A 15,529-nucleotide genomic window follows, 5' to 3' on the forward strand; every position below is an offset into this window, starting at 1 on the left:
TTGGGCCGGGCGAGACGAGGCCGGGCATGGTCGGGTCGGGCATGGTCCGGCCGGGCGAGACGAGGCCGGGCGCGGCCATGGGAGGGCCGAGATGACCGTACGCATCCTCGCCGGCACCGCCGACGCCGACGCCGCCCGCGCACTGGTCGGGCTGCTCGGCCAACTCCCGGGCGCCGAACCCGCCCCCGCCCTGCCCAACTCCACCGCGCTGCTCGACGCCCTCGCCCGCGCCGCCGAGGCGGGCGTCGACGAGCTGCCCGAAGTCGTCGTCGTGCACGACCTGATCGGGCCGATGCCCGCGCTCGACCTGGTGCGGGACGTGGCGCTGCGCTTCCCCGCGGTCGGCGTGGTGCTGCTCACCGCCGACCCGAGCCCGGCGATGCTGGCCTCCGCGATGAACTCCGGCGCCCGCGGGGTGATCGGAATGCCGCTCGCCTACGACGAGTTGGGCGCCCGGGTGGAGGCCGCCGCGTCCTGGGCGGAGGGGGTGCGCCGGCACCTCGCGCCGGGCCGGGCCGCGCTGCCCGCCGTCGCCGGCGGCACCCTGGTCGCGGTGGCCGGCGCCAAGGGCGGTGTCGGCACCACCGTCATCGCCGTCCAACTCGCCCTGGCCGCACACGCGTCGGGCCGCTCCACCGCCCTGGTCGACCTCGACCTGCAAGGCGGCGACGTCGCCTCGTACCTCGACGTCCAGTTCCGCCGCTCCATCGCCGACCTGGCCGACATCGCCGACGTCTCCTCGCGGGTCCTGAACGACGCGATGTACGTCCACGAGTCCGGGCTGGCGCTGCTGCTCGCCCCCGCCGACGGCGAGCGCGGCGAGGACGTCACCGACCGGGCCGCCCGCCTGGTGCTGACCGCCCTGCGGCAGCGGTACGAAGTGGTCGTCGTCGACTGCGGCACCCAGGTCACCAGCGCCAACGCGGTCGCCGTCGAGACCGCCGACACCGCTGTGCTGGTCACCACCCCCGACGTCGTCGCCGTGCGCGCCGCCAAGCGGATGGTGCGGATGTGGGACCGGCTGCAGATCCGCAAGCCCCAGGACACCACCGCCGCGGTCAACCGGCACACCCGGGGCAGCGAGATCCAGCCCTCGCTGATCGGCCGGATCACCGGCTCCAGGATCGCCGAGTCCGCCATCCCGGCCGGCTTCCGCGAACTCCAGCCCGTCATCGACGCGGGCCGGCTGCACGACCTCGACGCGCGCTCCACCGTACGCACCGGAATCTGGACGCTGGCGGGGGAGTTGGGCCTGGTCACCGGCGCGACGCTGCCGGCCGGGCGGTCCGGGAAGCGGCTGCGCCGGGCCGACCGCGACCGCGGCCAGGTCACCCTGGAGACGCTGGGCATGACCCCGGTCATCCTGATCACCCTCATCCTGGTCTGGCAGGCCGTGCTGGCCGGCTACACCTTCACCCTCGCGGGCAACGCCGCCGACCAGGCCGCCCGCGCCGCCGCCGTCGGCGCCGACTACCGTGCGGCCGCGGCCAGTGACCTCCCCGGCGCCTGGGCCTCCGACATGCAAGGCCCCACCGCCGACCGCTCCCAGGACGGCCAGGTCTCCGTCACCCTCGGCCTCAAGGTCCCCGTCCTGTTCCCCGGCGCCATCGACTTCCCCGTCACCGTGCACGGCCACGCGAGCACCGTGGACGAGACGGCCGGCGAGGGGACCACGCCATGACGACGCGGCGGGAGCGGCACGGGGAGCGGCACGGCGGGCGGGCTGGTGGGCGACTCGGCGGCACGTTCAGCGAGCGGTCCGGCAGGACGCTCCGCGAGCGGCACGGCGAGCGGCACGGCGAGCGGCACGGCGAGGGGCACGGCGAGCGGTACCGCGGGCGGATCTGCGGGCGGCGCCCGGCCGGCCAGGCATCCCTGGAATACCTCGGCATGCTGCCCTTCCTGCTGCTCATCGCACTCGCGGGCATCCAGCTCGGCATCGCCGCCTACTGCGGCTCGCAGGCCGGCACCGCGGCGCGGACCGCCGCACGTACCGCGGCGCTGCCCGACCCGCAGGGAGGCATCGACGCCGGCGCCCGGGCGGGCGAGGCCGCGGTCAGCGGCTGGGTCCACCCGGACATCGGATGGCCGGTGAACGACGCGCAGAGCGTCACCGCGGAGGCCACCGTGGACATCCCGTCCGTGCTGCCCGGCGTGCACCTGTTCGGGCCGGTGCACCGCGACGCGACCATGCCGAAGGAGGACTGGACGCCATGAGCCTGCGTGCCCGCCTCGCCGTCGAAGAGGCCACCCCGCAGACCCAGGAAGGCCACCTCGTGGCCGTCTACCGGGCCAAACTGCTCCAGGAGATCGACCTCGCCGAGATGTCGGCGCTCGCCGCCGCCGAGCGCCGCGCCCGGCTCGAACGCGTCCTCGGCCACATCATCAGCCGCGAGGGCCCGGTGCTCTCCAGCGCCGAACGCGCCGCGCTGATCCGTCGGGTGGTCGACGAGGCACTGGGCCTGGGCATCCTCGAACCGCTGCTGGAGGACCCCTCCGTCACCGAGATCATGGTCAACGGCCCGGACCGGATCTACGTCGAACGCGGCGGCCGGGTCGAGCTCGTCCCGGCCCGCTTCTCCTCCGCCGACCAGCTCCTGCAGACCATCGAGCGCATCGTCTCCACCGTCAACCGCCGCGTGGACGAGTCCAATCCGATGGTCGACGCCCGCCTGCCGTCCGGCGAGCGCGTCAACGTCATCATCCCGCCGCTCTCGCTGACCGGCCCCACCCTGACCATCCGCCGCTTCCCGCGCGCCTACACGCTCCAGGAACTCATCGGCCTGGGCACCCTCGACGAGCACATGCTGCTCCTGCTCTCCGGGTTCGTCCGCGCCAAGTGCAACATCATCGTCAGCGGCGGCACCGGCTCCGGCAAGACCACCCTGCTCAACGCGCTGTCCGGGCTGATCCCCGACGGCGAGCGGATCATCACCGTCGAGGACGCCGCCGAACTCCAGCTCCAGCAGGAGCACGTGATCCGGCTGGAGTCCCGCCCGCCGAACGTCGAGGGCGAGGGCCGCATCACCATCCGCGACCTGGTCCGCAACTCCCTGCGGATGCGCCCCGACCGCATCATCGTCGGCGAGGTCCGCGGCGGCGAGACCCTCGACATGCTCCAGGCGATGTCCACCGGCCACGACGGCTCCCTCGCCACCGTGCACGCCAACTCCGCCGAGGACGCCGTCCTGCGCCTTCAGACCCTCGCCTCCATGAGCGAGGTCAAGATCCCCTTCGAGGCGCTGCGCGACCAGATCAACTCCGCGGTGGACGTGCTGGTCCAGCTCCAGCGGCACGTCGACGGCACCCGCCGGATCGCCGAGATCGCGGTGCTCTCCTCCCGCGGCCGCGACACCTTCCGGCTCACCTCCGCCACCCGCTTCCGCGCCGAACCCCTCGGCGTCGACCGCATCGTCCGCGGCTGGTACGAACACCACCCGCTGCCCCGCGAGATCGGCGACCGCCTCTACCTGTCCGGCGAGCACATCCCCGCCGCGTACGGTGTGGGCGCCACCGAACTCGAACTCGACAGCCGGGAGGCGAAGTGACCCTCGCGCGAACCCAGTTCGCCAGTACCCAGTTCGCCTCCGGGCCCTACCCGCTGTTCGTGCTCGGCGTCGCCACCGTCGCGCTCGCCTTCGGTGTCTGGGGCCTGCACGCCTGGTGGGGCGGCCGCGCCGACCGCGCCGCGCTGGTCGAACGCCTCGCCGGCGACTTCGGCGACGACGGCCCCCGGCGGCCCGCCTTCGCCGCGCTGGACCGCCGGGTGCGCCGCTACGCCTGGGGCCGCCGGCTGGCCGGACGGCTCGCCGCCACCGGCACCAACCTCACCCCCGGCCAGTTCACCGCCGCCGTGACCGGCGTCATCGCCGCCGCCTGGATCGTCGCCGCGACCCTGCTCGCGCCGTTCTTCGGCCCGATCGCCGCGCTCCTGGCCGGCTGGGCCGGCTTCTCCTTCCTCGCCTGGCGCCGCCGGGTGCGCACCGAACGCTTCATCGCCCAACTCCCCGAACTCGCCCGGGTACTGGCCAACGCCACCCAGGCCGGCCTGGCGCTGCGCACCGCGGTCTCCATGGCAGCGGAGGAGCTGGAGGCGCCCGCCGGAGAGGAGTTGAAGCAGGTCGCCGACGCCATGGCGCTCGGCCACTCCGTCGAGGACGCCCTCGGCGAACTCCAGCAGCGCCTGCCCAGCCGCGAGTTGGTCGTCCTGGTGTCCACCCTCGTACTGTCCAGCCGGGCCGGCGGCTCCGTCGTGGAGTCCCTGCGCAACCTCACCGTCACCCTGGAGGAGCGCAAGGAGACCCGCCGCGAGATCCGTACCCAGATGTCCCAGGTCACCGTCACCGCCTACGCGGTCCCGGTGATCGGCATCGGCTCGCTGCTGCTGCTCAACCGCATCATGCCCGGCTCGCTCAGCGCCATGACCGGCTCCGGCATCGGCCGGATCTGCGTCCTGGTCGCCCTGGCCCTGTACGTGGTCGGCTTCGCGCTCATCCGCCGGATGTCCCGGATCGACGTGTGAGGAACCTGCCACGATGACCCTGATCGGACTCGGCCTCGCCGTCCTGCTCGCCGCCGCCCTGACCGGCGTCGTCTACGGCGTCGGCCTGCTGCGCGCGGACACGAAACTCCCCGACGACCTCGCGCTCGCCCTCGAAGTCGGCCGCACCCGCACCACCCGCACCGGCAACGCCATCGACCGGGTCGGCATGCGCTGGGCGCCCATGGTGCTGCGGATGATGGGCCCCGCCCGGATCGCCAAGATGCGCGCCCGGATCGACCACGCCGGCCACCCCTACGGCCTCACCGTCGAGCGCTACGCCGCCCGCCGCGCCGTCTACGGCTTCCTCGGTGGCCTCGCCGCCCTGGCGCTGTTCAGCCGCGGCAACTGGTTCCTGGCGCTCCTCCTGCTCGGCTACGCCTGGTGGTGGGCCGACCTCGGCATCTGGCTCGCGATCCGCCGCCGCCGCGACGACATCGAGCGCACCCTGCCGGACTTCCTCGACGTGCTCGCGGTCGTGGTCAGCGCCGGGCTCGGCTTCCGCCAGGCCCTCGAACGCGTCAACTCCGTCTACCAGGGCCCCTGGTCCGACGAAGTCCGGGTCGCTCTGCGGCAGATGGACGTCGGGGTCAGCCGCCGCGACGCCTTCGACCAGCTGCGCAAGCGCAACCGCAGCGACCAGGTGGGGCAGTTCGTCACCGCGCTCCAGCAGGGCGAGGAACTCGGCGCCCCCATCGCGCGCACCCTGCTCCAGATCGCCACCGACATGCGCCGTACCGAGGCGCAGAACGCCCGCCGCCGCGCGGCCCGCATGGTCCCGCGCGCGACGGGCGTCATCACGATCCTGCTCGTCCCGGCCACCATGATCCTGCTCATCTCGGGCACGATCATCGGCTCCCAGATTCACTTCGGTGACCTCTTCGGGGGCGGGTGAGCCGTTGTTTTGCGTGAACGGGGTACGACACAGCGTGAGTTCGCGTCATGCTGGCTCAGAGGGCGCCGACGTGCCCGGTACGAGCAGCAGGACCAGCGAAAGGCGGTGCGCCGTGCCCCCCGAGCCCGACCGGCCGGAACCGGCCGCCGTGACCAGGAGCCAGGTGATCAGGAATGGGGCGAGCAATCGTGAACAGGTGGGTTCTCCAGCACTACACGGACGCCGAGGTCTGGCTCCGCACCCGCACGGACCGTCTGACCGCCCGCCTCGCCGCCCGCACGGCGACCCGCTCGGACCGCGGCCAGACGTCCTTCGAATACCTCGGGATCGCGGTGGTGATCGCGGTGATCATCGGGGTGCTGGCGGGGACGACGGATATCGGAAACACCATCAAGAACGCGATCACCAACACGATCAACAAGATCACCAGCGGCAGCGGCAAGTAGGACGGTTCAGCAGCGACCGCGGGCAGACGGTGGGCATCTACATCGTCGCCATGGGGGCGTTGTTCTTCCTGGCGTTCGCGTTCTTCGCCGTCGGACAGGCGACGAATGTGCGGAGCAAGGCCCAGACGGCTGCTGACTCCGCGGCGCTGGCAGCAGCCCGACAGAATCGCGAGGAGGTCAAGATCGCGTTCCTCCGTGCACTGGACACCGGTAACAGCGACATCCTGGGCCAACTCCTCAATAATGCCGGCACCGATGACGGAGCAGCGTGCCAGGCGGCTCGCCAGTACGCCGGCGACAACCGAGCCACGGTGCGGCAGTGCGAGCGAGTCGGCAGCGGCGTGGGCTACACCGTTTCCGTCATCACCGACGACACCGTGGGTAGTTCGGTGATCGAGGGCACCGAATCCAAGCACGCGGAGGCCACCGCCACCGCGGTCGTCGAGCCGAGATGCTCCCTCGGAACCGATGCCAAGAGCGGCCATGCGATGCGCTTCACCTGTGACGGGGGCCCAATGACCATCGATCCGAGTGCCCAGGGATTCACTTTGGATCTCTCGGACTTCTACTCGGTGCACCTCAGCAAGTGAACTCCGACGATCAGCGAGGACGGGGAATGATGGGACACGCGCGCAGGGCGACGACAGCCGTGGCACTCGCCGTTGCCGCCGCCATCACCATGACGGCCTGTGGGGGAGGAGACGGCAAGAAGGAGGACGGCAAGTCCTCAGCGTCGCCTCGCTCGTCCGTCCAGGCCACGAAGGGTGGAGGCGGAGCGGATTCGCCCTCTCCGTCGCCGACTCAGGTCCTGGCTCAGATCAAGGGCGAGAGTGACATGCTCGTCACCATCAACTCCGCGGTGCGCGACTCCGGCGGTTTCGTCACGGTGGAAGGTACGGTGACGAACAACGGACAGTCGGTCTTCAGCGCCAATCTGTGGGTCGGTGAGGAGACCGCGCTCAGCCATTCCGGGGCGTCGGTGGCTGGAGCCGTCCTGGTCGATGAGGCGGGGAAGAAGCGCTATTACGTCCTGCGTGACACGGACGGGCGCTGCCTGTGCACTATGGGCCTGGTCGGAATCGAACCCAAGGAAACCCGCCCCTTCTTCGCCCAGTTCCCCTCCCCACCCGAATCCACCACCTCCGTCGAGTTCGAACTCCCCACCATGCCCCCCGCCAAGATCTCCATCTCCGAGGGGTGACCCGGCCGTGACCCGCACACCCCACCCCCGTCGGGCCGTCGCCGCGGCCGGCGCCTCCGCCGCGGCCGCGCTGATCCTCGTGTGCGCCACCCCCGCTGGCGCGGACCCGAACCCGCCGCCGACCGCGGGCGACCCCACGCCCTCCGCCCCCGTGCAGATCGACCCGAAGTCACCGGACCTGAAACTCCCCGAGGGCGCCACGCTGGCCCCGCCGAAGGTCCTGGACATCGTCTCGGTGACCGACCAGGGCTCGGTGTCCGCGAGCCAGCCGGAGGAGCGGCAGGAGACGTCGAACACGACGGTGACGTACGCCCTGCAGGCCGAGGTGCTGTTCACGAAGGACAGCGCGAAGCTCTCGGCGACCGCGACGTCCCGTATCCAGGCGATCGCGGGTGACATCAACGCGCAGCACGTCACCTCACCCATCCGTGTCTTCGGGTTCACCGACAACCTGGGCAGCAGCGAGCACGGCGACGTGCTGTCGAAGCAGCGGGCCACCGCGGTCTACAACGTGCTGGCCGCGCAACTGGCGACGCTGGGCGACCCCGCGCACACCTTCCAGGTCCGCGGCTACGGCGAGCAGTACCCGATCGCCGACAACTCCAGCGAGAGCGGCCGCCGCGAGAACCGCCGGGTGGAGATCACCTTCACGCCACCCGCGTCGTCGTAGGGAGCACCGGCCCCGGGCGCGGTAGCGTGTGAGTCCCCCCTCGGGCCGGTTCGCGCTCCCCCCTTGCGAACCGGCCCGTTCCCGTTTCCGCGTACCGGGAGCCCGACCCGCGACGCCGCCAAGGCCCGTCCTCAGTCCGGCACTTCCAGCGTGACGCCCTTCACGATGCCCCACCGGGCGAAGGCACCCGCCTCGGCCTCCAGCACGTGCCGGGCCCGCAGCCGGGGGCGGCCGACACGGCCGGGCGGCATGGTGCGGACCGCGAGGACGCGCAGCCGCCGGTCGAGGTAGGCCACGTCGATGGCGAACCGCATCCGGACGGTGTGGATGCTGGACGCGGGGGTGAGCAGCAACGCGCCGTCGAGCCCGTCGCGGCCCAACAGCCCCCGGGTACGGGCGCGGTAGGAGGCGGCGACCCGGAGCGCCACCTCGGTGCCCGGAGTGCGCAGCAGGCCCTCGCCGTCCTGCCAGCGTCGGCGCATGGTCCGTCTCCTCCCCGTCCGCCCGGCCCCTCCCGAACGGCGCGACCGCCCGTGTACGGTCGGCCCGGTGCATGTCTATCTGATCGTGGGCGCCGCCGTCTGGGGAATAGCGAGCGGGCTGCTCCTGCCGCGCGCCGCCTACCGGTTGGCGGTCCCCGCCGACGAGCCCTGGGCGGCGGCCTGCCCGTCCGGGCACCCGGTCGGCGGCTGGCTCGGCCCGGCCCGCTGCGGGCGGTGCCCCGAGGACCAGCGGCGCCACGGACCCGGCCACGGTGCCGCGCTGGGCTGCGCACTGGTCTGCGCGGCACTCGCCTGGCGGGCGGGCGGGCACCCCGAACTCGCCGTCTGGCTGCTGCTGGTACCGGTCTGCGGGGTCCTCGCCCGGGTCGACCTCGCGGTCTTCCGGCTGCCTGACGTCCTGACCCTCCCCGCGCTCGGGCTCACCGCGCTCCTGCTCGGCGGCGCCGCCCTGCTGCCCTCCCACCACGGCTCCTGGACGCGTGCCCTGATCGCCGCGGTCGTGCTGGGGGTCCTCTACGCCGTGCTGTTCTTCGTCAACCCGGCCGGCATGGGCTTCGGCGACGTGAAGCTCGCCCCCACCCTCGGGCTCGTCCTGGGCTGGTACGGCTGGGGCGCCGTGATCACCGGCACGTTCGCCGGGTTCCTGCTCGGGGCGGTGGTCGGGCTCGTCCTCATCGCCACCCGGCGGGCCACCCGCAAGACCGCGATGCCGTTCGGCCCCTTCATGCTCGCCGGCGCCCTGACCGCACTGCTCCTGGTGCCCTGACCCGTCAGCCCGCGGCCGTCAGAGGCTCCCGTCAGCCCCTGCCGTCAGCGCCCCTGCCGTCAGAGCCCCCCGCCCTCAGCGCCCCCGTCCTCAGAGCCCCCGCGCCCGGGTGCCCCTGAACCGGCGGAACAGGGGCACCCGGGGTCCGGCTACGCGTCGCTGCTGACGCTCCAGAGGTTCACGCCCTCCGGCTCCACGGCGTGCCGGTCGATCTCCGCCAGTTCCTCCGGGGTCAGCGGCGCCGCCCCGACCGCGGCGACGTTCGCCTCCAGCTGCCCGACGGACGACGCCCCGATCAGCGCCGAGGTCACCCGCGGGTCCCGCAGCACCCAGGACAGCGCGAGCTGCGCCAGGGACTGGCCGCGGGCGGCGGCGACGTCGTTGAGGGCGCGCAGCCGCGCGATCGTCTCGTCGTTGACCAGCGCGGGGTTGAGCGACTTGCCCTGCGCGGCCCGGGAGTCGGCCGGGATGCCGCCGAGGTAGCGGTCGGTGAGCAGGCCCTGGGCCAGCGGCACGAACCCGATGCAGCCCATGCCCTCCTCGTCGAGGACGTCCAGCAGCCCGTCGTCCTCGATCCAGCGGTTGATCATGGAGTACGACGGCTGGTGGATCAGCGCCGGCACGCCCAGCTCACGCAGGATGCGCGCCGCCTCGCGGGTCCGGTCCGGCCCGTAGGAGGAGATGCCGACGTACAGCGCCTTGCCCTGCTGGACCGCGGTGGCCAGGGCGCCCATCGTCTCTTCGAGCGGGGTGTCCGGGTCGAAGCGGTGGGAGTAGAAGATGTCGACGTAGTCCAGGCCCATCCGGGACAGCGACTGGTCGAGCGAGGCGAGCAGGTACTTGCGGGAACCCCACTCGCCGTAGGGGCCCGGCCACATGTCGTAGCCGGCCTTGGAGGAGATGACCAGCTCGTCGCGGTAGGGGCGGAAGTCCTGCGCGAAGAGGGTGCCGAAGTTGGCCTCGGCGGCGCCGTACGGCGGGCCGTAGTTGTTGGCCAGGTCGAAGTGGGTGATCCCGAGGTCGAAGGCGCGGCGCAGGATGGCCCGCTGCGAGTCCAGGGTGCGGTCGTCGCCGAAGTTGTGCCACAGGCCGAGCGAGACGGCCGGGAGCTTGAGGCCGCTGCGTCCGGTGCGGCGGTACTCCATCGAGTCGTAGCGCTCGTCGGAGGCGCGGTAGAGGTTTCGGATGTTCACGTCCTCTGCTTATCACGCGCGGTTGAAGGATCTACTACGCGATACCGCCCGCCCGCGCGGTCGCGCCGCCGCTCACGGCCCCGCCGCGCCACCGTCCGGCGCCCGTATCCGGCCCCGTCCGCGACCTGCGGCTGCTCGACCCGGTTCGTCCGTACGGCTGTTCGCGCAGTAGTGTGGCCGCTCGGGCGACGAGCACATGAGGGGCTGGTACGCGATGAATCTGCGCGACCTGGTGTACGGGTTGTACTCCCGCCGGGTGGAACGCCGGATCGACGTGTCGCAGACCCCCAAGCACATCGGCGTGATCCTGGACGGCAACCGGCGCTGGGCCAAGGCGTCCGGCGGCAGCCCCGAGCAGGGCCACCGGGCCGGCGCGGACAAGATCGCCGAGATGCTGGGCTGGTGCGAGGAGACCGGGGTCGAGGTGGTCACCCTGTGGCTGCTGTCCACCGACAACCTGGACCGGCCGGCCGACCAGCTGGTGCCGCTGCTGGGCATCATCGAGGACGCCGTCACCGAACTGGCCGCCGCGGGCCGCTGGCGGGTGCACCACGTGGGCACGATGGACCTGCTGCCCGCGCGCACCCAGAGCGTGCTGAAGGAGGCCGAGCAGGCCACCGACGGCCAGGAGGGCATCCTCGTCAACGTGGCGGTCGGCTACGGCGGCCGGCAGGAGATCGCCGACGCGGTCCGCTCGCTGCTGCACGAGCACGCCGGGCGCGGCACCTCCATCGAGGACCTGGCCGAGATCCTCGACGTCGAGCACATCGCCGAGCACCTCTACACCCGCGGCCAGCCCGACCCCGACCTGGTGATCCGCACCTCGGGCGAGCAGCGGCTGTCCGGCTTCATGCTGTGGCAGAGCGCGCATTCGGAGTACTACTTCTGCGAGGTCTTCTGGCCCGCCTTCCGCAAGGTGGACTTCCTGCGGGCGCTGCGTGACTACGCGGCCCGGCATCGCCGCTACGGAGCGTGATCGCCTCCACCGGAGGGGTGAGCGTTCCGTGGCGAGGCGGTGACCGTCGGGTGACTGTCGTATGCATCCGCATGCGAGCGGCTGATGCAGGGCATATCACTGGCAGACCGGCATCCGGACCTTGGCTGCCGGACCGCAAGACTCACCTCTCCCGAGGGGGTTCGTCCACACGTGGTGACCAGCAAGAATCGCCGTGATCACGACCGGCGCACATATGTACTCGACACCAGCGTGCTGCTCGCCGACCCCAACGCCTTCACCCGTTTCGACGAGCACGAGGTCGTGCTGCCGGTCGTCGTGGTGACGGAGTTGGAGGCCAAGCGCCACCACCCCGAACTCGGCTACTTCGCCCGCCAGGCGTTGCGCACGCTCGACGAGTTCCGGATCAGGTACGGCAGGCTCGACGCGCCGATTCCGATCGGCGACATCGGTGGCACGCTCAGGGTCGAGCTCAACCATTCGGACCCCGGGGTGCTGCCCGCGGGTTTCCGGCTGGGTGACAACGACTCGCGCATCCTCGCCGTCGCCCGCAACCTCCAGGCCGAGGGGTACGACGTCACCGTCGTCTCCAAGGACCTGCCGCTGCGGGTGAAGGCGTCCTCGGTCGGCCTGCTCGCCGAGGAGTACCGCGCGGAGCTCGCCATCACCTCCGGCTGGACCGGGATGGAGGAGCTGCAGATCGGCGCCGAGGACGTGGACGCCCTCTTCGCTCAGGAGGTCATCGATCTGCCCGACGTGGCGGATCTGCCGGTGCACACCGGGCTGGTGCTGCAGTCCGAGCGCGGCAAGGCGCTGGGCCGGGTCACCGAGGACGGCCGGGTGCGCCTGGTGCGCGGCGACCGGGAGGCGTTCGGCATCCACGGCCGCAGCGCCGAGCAGCGGATCGCGCTGGATCTGCTGCTGGACCCGGAGGTCGGCATCGTGTCGATGGGCGGGCGGGCCGGCACCGGCAAGTCCGCGCTGGCGCTGTGCGCGGGCCTGGAGGCGGTCCTGGAGCGCCGCCAGCACCGCAAGGTGATGGTCTTCCGCCCGCTGTACGCGGTCGGCGGGCAGGAGTTGGGCTATCTGCCGGGCAGCGAGGCGGAGAAGATGAGCCCGTGGGCCCAGGCCGTCTTCGACACCCTCGCGGCGGTGACGTCGAAGGAGGTCATCGAGGAGGTGGTGGCGCGCGGCATGCTCGAAGTGCTGCCGCTCACCCACATCCGGGGCCGCTCGCTGCACGACGCGTTCGTGATCGTCGACGAGGCCCAGTCGCTGGAACGGAACGTCCTGCTGACCGTGTTGTCCCGGATCGGGGCCGGCTCGCGGGTGGTGCTCACCCATGACGTGGCCCAGCGCGACAACCTCAGGGTCGGGCGGTACGACGGAGTCGTGGCGGTGGTGGAGAAACTGAAGGGGCATCCGCTCTTCGCCCACGTGACGCTCAGCCGCTCCGAGCGGTCGCCGATCGCGGCACTCGTCACCGAGATGCTGGAGGAGACCGGCGGCTGAGCAATGGCCGTATCTGTCCGATAATCAGGCGAGTTGAGGCTGCTGCGTCCGGGAAACCGGGCGCAGCAGCTTAGCGTTCGGGGGGTGTGCGTGCAGGGATTTACCTCCGTCCGCAGCATGTGAAGTTTGCCACTCAACCGGAAATTGCCGCACGGCGTCGGAGTACGGCAGGGTGTGAGGCTGTCAGGCCCCGCTCATGGCACTCCCGTACCCCTCGGGGCGCGGGAACGCGTCACCCACAAGTCCACATCGACGCCATGAGCCGCCCGAGCACCACGCGGACCCCGCAAGGGACTTCGCACCGGGCCAGTACCCCCGTGACCGCCCGGCCCGTACGGCGGACCGGCCCAGGGGGACCGCGCCAGGGGCACGATTCCGTCCGTGCGGTCACCAAGCGGGCGATTCCGGAAGGAAACCGTGTGAGCCGGATCTCGGTCCGGGGACTCGCGGTGGCGTCAGCCACTGCGGTCACCACAGTGGGCGCCGTGGTAGGCGTCGCGTCGGGCGCAGACCAGGGCAGCGGCACAGCCGACCAGCCCGTCGAAGCCGCGGGCACGACCACCCTCCTCGCAGACATCCCCGCCGGCCAGCAGGTGCAGCAGGCGTCGTTGACGGAGCAGGTACAAGCTCAGTCGGACGCCGCAGACGCCTCGGCCCGGCAGTCCGCGGAGCAGGCAGCCCGCGTCCAGGCCGCGAAGGACGCCGCCAGCAAGAAGAAGGCGGACGACGCAGCGGCGGCCAAGGCGGCCAAGATCAAGGCGGAGTCCGGCAAGGGCGACTCGAGCGCGACCTTCTCGGTACAGGCCTCGTACACCACCGCACAGGTGCAGGCCATGGCGCAGCAGATCGTCGGCAGCGGCCAGTACATGTGCTTCTCCAACATCGTGACGCACGAGAGCGGCTGGGACTACACCGCTCAGAACGCGTCCAGTGGTGCCTACGGTCTGGTCCAGGCCCTGCCCGGCTCCAAGATGGCCTCGGCGGGCGCCGATTGGCGGACCAACCCGGCCACGCAGATAAAGTGGGGCCTGAACTACATGAACAGCCGCTACGGCAGTCCTTGTGATGCCTGGCAGTTCTGGCAGGTCAACCACTACTACTAGAATCCGGCGCCGGACCGGCAGCCGCGTCGCGCCACCGATCGGGCCACTACCGTGGCCGGGTCAACCCTGATCCCGGGTAACGTCGTCTTGCACAGCAGTGCCACAGAGGGCCGACGGGTCAGGGGGAGAACAGCGATGCCGGACAAACGCCACTGGAGCGCCACGCTCGCGTCCGGTCTGGCGAATCTCGCCGGGCGACTGGACGAACGACACGCCACTGTTTCCGCGCGCGACGCGGAGCACCGGGGGGCCGCGACCACCGCGGCCCCCTCTGGCGTGCCCGCCCAGCCGGAGCCGGCCCGGCCCGAGGCCGGCGTCGCGCAGCCGCCGGACCCGGCGGCGGCCGGCACCGCCGACCCGGCGTCAGTTCCCGCGCAGGCGGCGGCATCCGACCCGCCCGCGCCGCCGCGCACCGCGCCGGTGCCGAACCCGGTCGCGGTGGTGCCGTGGAGCATGCGGGTCGCCGCCGAGATCGGCTGGCGGCTGCTGGTCCTGGCCGGCACCGTGTGGGTGCTGATGCGGGTGATAGGCGCGGTCCGGCTGCTGGTGCTGGCGTTCGTCGCCGCGCTGCTGATCACCGCGCTGCTCCAGCCGTTCGTGGCCCGCCTGAAGCGGATGGGGGTACCGCGCGGGCTCGCCACCGCCATGGTCTTCATCGGCGGCTTCGTGGTGATGGGCCTGGTCGGCTGGTTCGTGGTGTGGCAGGTGATGGACAACATCGACAGCCTGTCCACCAGCCTCCAGGACGGTATCGACCAGGGGAAGAAGTGGCTGCTCAACAGCCCCTTCCACGTCACCGACGACCAGATCAACCAGGTCGCCAACAACCTCAGCAACGCGATCGGGCACAACACCAAGCAGCTCACCGACGCGGGCCTGCAAGGCGTCACCGTCATCGTGGAGTTCCTGACCGGCGTGCTGCTGGCGATGTTCAGCACCCTGTTCCTGCTCTACGACGGGCCGAACATCTGGAACTGGGTGCTGCGGCTGTTCCCGCGGGACGCCCGGGCCGGACTGGCCGAAGCCGGCCCGCGCGCCTGGCGCACCCTGACGCTGTACGTGCGCGGCACCGTGATCGTGGCGATGATCGACGCGATCTGCATCGGCATCGGCATCTTCTTCCTCGGCGTGCCGATGGCGGTGCCGCTGGCGGTCGTCATCTTCGTGTCGTCGTTCGTGCCGCTGGTCGGCGCGGTCGCCTCGGGCGCGGTGGCGGTGGTCGTCTCGCTGGTCACCCAGGGGCCGTTCACCGCGCTGCTGGTGCTGCTCGTGGTGCTCGCGGTGCAGCAGATCGAAGGGCATGTGCTCCAGCCGTTCATCCTCGGCCGCGCGGTGCGGGTCCACCCGCTGGCCGTGGTGCTGTCGGTGGCGGCCGGGTCGATGATCGCCGGGATCGGCGGGGCGATCAGCGCGGTGCCGCTGGTCGCGGTGAGCAACACGGTCGTCGGCGTGCTCAGGGCGCGGGCGAAGTCGGGTTCCGAGGGCGAGACCGGGACCGGGACGTCCCCGGCTGCACCCGCGCCGGACGCCGAGCCCGCCCAGGAGGCGGCGGACCCGTCCTCGGCCCCTGGCCCCGACGCGGACCCCACCCCGGAGACGGCTGCGGAGGGGCACGCGACGGCGGATACCGACACGGACACCGGCACCGACGAGGACGAGCTCGACGCGCGTGAACTGGCGGACGACGGCGTGAAATAGGGGCGCGCGGGAGGGAATTCCGACCCCCCACGCGCCCCGCCGGGACG

Annotated in this window: 16 protein-coding genes; 14 read left to right on the forward strand and 2 right to left on the reverse strand. The window is 71.9% G+C overall.

The window, feature by feature from the left end; translation table 11 throughout:
- The first annotated feature begins 91 nt into the window (after positions 1-91).
- The 9 genes from AB0399_RS11475 to AB0399_RS11515 all read left to right on the forward strand — a co-directional run bounded on the left by AB0399_RS11475 (position 92) and on the right by AB0399_RS11515 (position 7,752).
- Positions 92-1,681, forward strand: coding sequence for a P-loop NTPase (locus AB0399_RS11475; RefSeq protein ID WP_328468568.1), 1,590 nt, complete (start codon positions 92-94; stop codon positions 1,679-1,681).
- Complete coding sequence (locus AB0399_RS11480; RefSeq protein WP_366411100.1) at positions 1,678-2,217, forward strand: TadE/TadG family type IV pilus assembly protein; 540 nt, start codon at positions 1,678-1,680, stop codon at positions 2,215-2,217. The genes AB0399_RS11475 and AB0399_RS11480 overlap by 4 nt, the downstream gene beginning before the upstream one ends.
- Positions 2,214-3,548, forward strand: a complete 1,335-nt coding sequence (locus AB0399_RS11485) for a CpaF family protein (RefSeq protein WP_328468573.1) — start codon at positions 2,214-2,216, stop codon at positions 3,546-3,548. The genes AB0399_RS11480 and AB0399_RS11485 overlap by 4 nt, the downstream gene beginning before the upstream one ends.
- A gap of 53 nt (positions 3,549-3,601) precedes the next feature.
- Positions 3,602-4,522 (forward strand): type II secretion system F family protein, encoded by a 921-nt coding sequence (locus AB0399_RS11490; RefSeq protein ID WP_328474434.1) that lies wholly within the window; start codon positions 3,602-3,604, stop codon positions 4,520-4,522.
- Between the two features lie 22 nt (positions 4,523-4,544).
- Complete coding sequence (locus AB0399_RS11495) at positions 4,545-5,435, forward strand: DUF5936 domain-containing protein (protein WP_329373973.1); 891 nt, start codon at positions 4,545-4,547, stop codon at positions 5,433-5,435.
- A 188-nt stretch (positions 5,436-5,623) separates the two neighbouring features.
- Entirely contained in the window at positions 5,624-5,881 is a 258-nt protein-coding gene (locus tag AB0399_RS11500) for a hypothetical protein (protein ID WP_366411101.1), read from the forward strand.
- Between the two features lie 29 nt (positions 5,882-5,910).
- Positions 5,911-6,471 (forward strand): pilus assembly protein TadG-related protein, encoded by a 561-nt coding sequence (locus tag AB0399_RS11505; protein WP_366411102.1) that lies wholly within the window; start codon positions 5,911-5,913, stop codon positions 6,469-6,471.
- Between the two features lie 26 nt (positions 6,472-6,497).
- On the forward strand, positions 6,498-7,082 hold the full coding sequence (locus tag AB0399_RS11510; RefSeq protein WP_366411103.1) for a hypothetical protein: 585 nt from the start codon (positions 6,498-6,500) through the stop codon (positions 7,080-7,082).
- 70 nt (positions 7,083-7,152) lie between these two features.
- A complete protein-coding gene (locus AB0399_RS11515) occupies positions 7,153-7,752 on the forward strand; it encodes an OmpA family protein (RefSeq protein ID WP_329373967.1) in 600 nt (199 codons plus the stop codon).
- A 131-nt stretch (positions 7,753-7,883) separates the two neighbouring features.
- Here AB0399_RS11515 and AB0399_RS11520 read toward each other — a convergent pair whose 3' ends face one another.
- Positions 7,884-8,234 (reverse strand): DUF192 domain-containing protein, encoded by a 351-nt coding sequence (locus tag AB0399_RS11520; protein ID WP_329365401.1) that lies wholly within the window; start codon positions 8,232-8,234, stop codon positions 7,884-7,886.
- Positions 8,235-8,301: 67 nt separating this feature from the next.
- Between AB0399_RS11520 and AB0399_RS11525 the strand changes: the two genes are divergently transcribed.
- Complete coding sequence (locus AB0399_RS11525; protein ID WP_366411104.1) at positions 8,302-9,021, forward strand: A24 family peptidase; 720 nt, start codon at positions 8,302-8,304, stop codon at positions 9,019-9,021.
- A gap of 149 nt (positions 9,022-9,170) precedes the next feature.
- On the opposite strand, the gene mgrA is transcribed toward AB0399_RS11525, so the two are convergent.
- Entirely contained in the window at positions 9,171-10,214 is a 1,044-nt protein-coding gene (mgrA, locus tag AB0399_RS11530) for an L-glyceraldehyde 3-phosphate reductase (protein ID WP_366411105.1), read from the reverse strand.
- A gap of 214 nt (positions 10,215-10,428) precedes the next feature.
- Here mgrA and AB0399_RS11535 point away from each other — a divergent pair, with 214 nt between their 5' ends.
- The 4 genes from AB0399_RS11535 to AB0399_RS11550 all read left to right on the forward strand — a co-directional run bounded on the left by AB0399_RS11535 (position 10,429) and on the right by AB0399_RS11550 (position 15,482).
- Complete coding sequence (locus tag AB0399_RS11535) at positions 10,429-11,190, forward strand: isoprenyl transferase (protein ID WP_328468587.1); 762 nt, start codon at positions 10,429-10,431, stop codon at positions 11,188-11,190.
- Between the two features lie 171 nt (positions 11,191-11,361).
- Positions 11,362-12,681 (forward strand): PhoH family protein, encoded by a 1,320-nt coding sequence (locus AB0399_RS11540; protein WP_328468589.1) that lies wholly within the window; start codon positions 11,362-11,364, stop codon positions 12,679-12,681.
- Positions 12,682-13,100: 419 nt separating this feature from the next.
- A complete protein-coding gene (locus AB0399_RS11545) occupies positions 13,101-13,784 on the forward strand; it encodes a transglycosylase SLT domain-containing protein (RefSeq protein WP_329365396.1) in 684 nt (227 codons plus the stop codon).
- Between the two features lie 135 nt (positions 13,785-13,919).
- A complete protein-coding gene (locus AB0399_RS11550) occupies positions 13,920-15,482 on the forward strand; it encodes an AI-2E family transporter (RefSeq protein WP_366411106.1) in 1,563 nt (520 codons plus the stop codon).
- Positions 15,483-15,529: the final 47 nt, after the last annotated feature.

It is taken from the genome of Streptomyces sp. NPDC088194 (assembly GCF_040702025.1).
Classification (GTDB): Bacteria; Actinomycetota; Actinomycetes; order Streptomycetales; family Streptomycetaceae; genus Actinacidiphila.

Excerpts from the sequence above, each read along its gene's own strand:
- AB0399_RS11480 (WP_366411100.1), top strand. The coding sequence starts at position 1,678 with ATGACGACGCGGCGGGAGCGGCACGGGGAGCGGCACGGCGGGCGGGCT.
- AB0399_RS11485 (WP_328468573.1), top strand. The coding sequence starts at position 2,214 with ATGAGCCTGCGTGCCCGCCTCGCCGTCGAAGAGGCCACCCCGCAGACC.
- AB0399_RS11550 (WP_366411106.1), top strand. The coding sequence starts at position 13,920 with ATGCCGGACAAACGCCACTGGAGCGCCACGCTCGCGTCCGGTCTGGCG.
- AB0399_RS11520 (WP_329365401.1), bottom strand. The coding sequence starts at position 8,234 with ATGCGCCGACGCTGGCAGGACGGCGAGGGCCTGCTGCGCACTCCGGGC.
- AB0399_RS11475 (WP_328468568.1), top strand. The coding sequence starts at position 92 with ATGACCGTACGCATCCTCGCCGGCACCGCCGACGCCGACGCCGCCCGC.
- AB0399_RS11535 (WP_328468587.1), top strand. The coding sequence starts at position 10,429 with ATGAATCTGCGCGACCTGGTGTACGGGTTGTACTCCCGCCGGGTGGAA.
- AB0399_RS11510 (WP_366411103.1), top strand. The coding sequence starts at position 6,498 with ATGATGGGACACGCGCGCAGGGCGACGACAGCCGTGGCACTCGCCGTT.